The sequence below is a fragment of the Allobosea sp. ASV33 genome, from assembly GCF_016428755.1.
Classification (GTDB): Bacteria; Pseudomonadota; Alphaproteobacteria; order Rhizobiales; family Beijerinckiaceae; genus Allobosea.
This window is the reverse complement of record NZ_JAELTI010000182.1, coordinates 1-2,816: the sequence shown is the minus strand read 5'-3', so window position 1 is coordinate 2,816 and position 2,816 is coordinate 1. Positions and strand designations below refer to the sequence as shown.

General features: G+C 66.5%; 2 protein-coding genes. One reads left to right on the top strand and one right to left on the bottom strand.

The annotated features are described in order from the left end of the window. Positions 1-1,127: Nramp family divalent metal transporter (locus JHD80_RS26905; RefSeq protein WP_199093609.1), on the bottom strand; the 1,127-nt coding region annotated here is incomplete at its 3' end. Positions 1,128-1,320: 193 nt separating this feature from the next. On the opposite strand from JHD80_RS26905, the gene JHD80_RS26900 reads away from it, so the two are divergent. Beyond that, the gene (locus JHD80_RS26900; RefSeq protein ID WP_199093607.1) at positions 1,321-2,703 is read left to right on the top strand and encodes a M20/M25/M40 family metallo-hydrolase; all 1,383 of its coding nucleotides are present in this window, start codon (positions 1,321-1,323) and stop codon (positions 2,701-2,703) included. Positions 2,704-2,816: the final 113 nt, after the last annotated feature.

Genomic DNA, 2,816 nt, shown 5'->3' with positions numbered 1-2,816 from the left:
CCATAGATCAGCGTGACCGCGATCGCCGGCACGATCGCGACGAGGCGTGTCACCAGCCGCCGCATCCAGGCGGGAAGGCGGATGCGCAGGAAGCCTTCCATCACGATCTGGCCGGCCATGGTCGCGGTCACCGTCGAGTTCAGGCCGCAGCAGAGCAGGGCGATGGCGAAGAGCGAGGGCGCGATCGAGGCGCCGAGCAGGGGCTGCAGCAACTCCTGCGCCTTGCCGAGTTCGGCTACGTCGTGGTGACCGGCCTTGTAGAAGGTCGCCGCGGCCAGGATCAGGATCGAGGCGTTGATCAGCAGCGCGAAGCAGAGCGCAACGGTGGAGTCGATCGTCGCGAATTTCAGCGCCTCGCGCTTCTCCGGCAGCGTCTCGCCATAGGCACGGGTCTGCACGATGCCTGAGTGCAGGTAGAGGTTATGCGGCATCACCGTCGCGCCGATGATGCCGAGCGCGATGTAGAGCATGTTCGGATTGGTCACGATCTCCGTCGTCGGCGCGAAGCCGCGGATGACCTCGCCCCAGTTCGGGTCGGCGAGCGCGATCTGGATGCCGAAGCACAGCGCGATGACGCCGAGCAGCGTGATGATGAAGGCCTCGATCCAGCGGAAGCCGCGCGTCTGCAGCCAGAGGATGACGAAGACGTCGAAGGCGGTGATCAGCACGCCGATCTCCAGCGGGATGCCGAAGAGCAGGTTGAGGCCGATCGCGGTGCCGATCACCTCGGCGAGGTCGGTCGCGCAGATCGCGAGTTCTGCCAGCAGCCACAGCGGCCAGGCCATATAGGGCGGATAGGCGTCGCGGCAGGCCTGCGCGAGGTCGCGGCCGGTGGCGATGGCGAGGCGCGCGCAGAGCGATTGCAGGATGATCGCCATCAGGTTGGAAACCAGCGCGACGACGAGCAGCGTGTAGCCGTACTGGGCGCCGCCGGCGAGCGAGGTCGCCCAATTGCCGGGGTCCATATAGCCGACGGCGACGAGATAGCCCGGCCCGAAGAAGGCGAGGAACTTGCGCCAGTTCGACGAGGTCGGCGTCACCTTGATGGTGCGGAAGACATCCGTCAGGGACGGTTCGCCCCGCGATCGAAGCCAGATCGACGAGGATTCCGGGGCGCTTTGCGTCATGACGAGGCCTTGCTGCAACTTGGTTGCAATAAGGGGTATCGGCTTGCCGCAGGTCTGTCAACGTAATTGCGAATGATTGGCAATTACGGCCGGGTGAGAAGGTGCGGGCCTGCCTGGCATGCGCGAATAGAGGCTGACGCCCGCGACGTGGCTTGCCATGATGGCGTCATCTGAATCGCATCCGATGGCTGTCATGACCAAGCTTCCCGCCATTCTCGCCCGTCTCGACGAGGGGCTCGACGCCTCGCTCGATCGCCTCTCCACCTGGCTCGAAATTCCCTCGATCGGAACCGATCCCGCTTTCAACGCGCAAACGCGTGCCGCCGCCGAATGGCTGCGGGCCGATCTGGAGGGGCTCGGCTTCAAGGCTGAACTGCGCGAGACCGGCGGGCACCCGGTCGTCCTAGCCCACCGCCCCAAGCCCGGCGCGCCGCATGCGCTGTTCTACGGCCATTACGACGTGCAGCCGGTCGACCCCGTCAGCCTCTGGGACACCGACCCGTTCAAGCCGGTCGTCCGCGAGCTGGAGCCCGGCCGCAAGATCATCTCGGCCCGCGGTGCCTGCGACGACAAGGGCCAGGTGATGACCTTCATCGAGGCCGTGCGCGCGACGCTGGCCGAGACCGGCGACCTGCCGATCGGCCTGACCATCCTCGTCGAGGGCGAGGAAGAATCCGGCTCGGTCAACCTGCCCGGCTATATCAAGGCCAATGCCGCCGAGCTGAAGGCCGATTACGCGCTCGTCTGCGACACCGGCATGTGGGATCGCGAGACGCCGCTGATCACCTCGACGCTGCGCGGCATGGTTTATCAGGAGGTCACGCTGACGGCGGCCGACCGCGACCTGCATTCCGGCCTGTTTGGCGGCGCGGCCGCCAACCCGATCCATCTCCTCGCGCGCATCCTCGGCGAGATCCACGACGAGACCGGCCGCATCACCATCCCCGGCTTCTACGACGGCGTGCACGAGCCGACCAATGCCCAGAAGGCCGAGTGGGCCGACCTGAACCTGACCGAGAAGGACTTCCTCGGGCAGGTGGGCCTGAAGCACTCCATCGGCGAGAAGGGCCGGATGCTGATCGAGCAGATCCAGTCCCGCCCGACCTGCGACGTCAACGGCATCTGGGGCGGCTATACCGGCGAGGGCAGCAAGACGGTTATCCCCGGCAAGGCCTCGGCCAAGGTCTCCTTCCGCCTCGTCGGCGACCAGGACCCGGCGAAGATCGCGGCTGCCTTCCACCAGTTCATCCGCGAGCGCCTGCCCGACGACGTGACCGCCGAATTCATCAGCCATTCCGGTTCGCCGGCACTGGCGGTACCGGTGGATTCGCCGGTGCTCCAGAAGGCGCGCGTCGCGCTGGCCGATGAATGGGGCGGGCGCGTCGTCTCGATCGGCAGCGGCGGCTCGATCCCCGTCGGCGGCGACTTCAAGCGCACGCTCGGCATCGACACGCTCTTCGTCGGCTTCGGCCTCGACGACGACCGCGTCCATTCGCCCAACGAGAAATACGACCTGTCCTCCTTCCACAAGGGCCAGCGCTCCTGGGCCCGTATCTTGCAAGCTCTCGGTTCATGAAATCTGTCTGTGTCTTCTGCGGCTCCAATCCCGGCAACGATCCCGTCTATGCGGCGGGTGCCCGCGCCATGGGCGCCGAGATCGCCCGGCGCGGCCTGACGCTGGTCTATGGC

Excerpts from the sequence above, each read along its gene's own strand:
- JHD80_RS26900 (WP_199093607.1), top strand. The coding sequence starts at position 1,321 with ATGACCAAGCTTCCCGCCATTCTCGCCCGTCTCGACGAGGGGCTCGAC.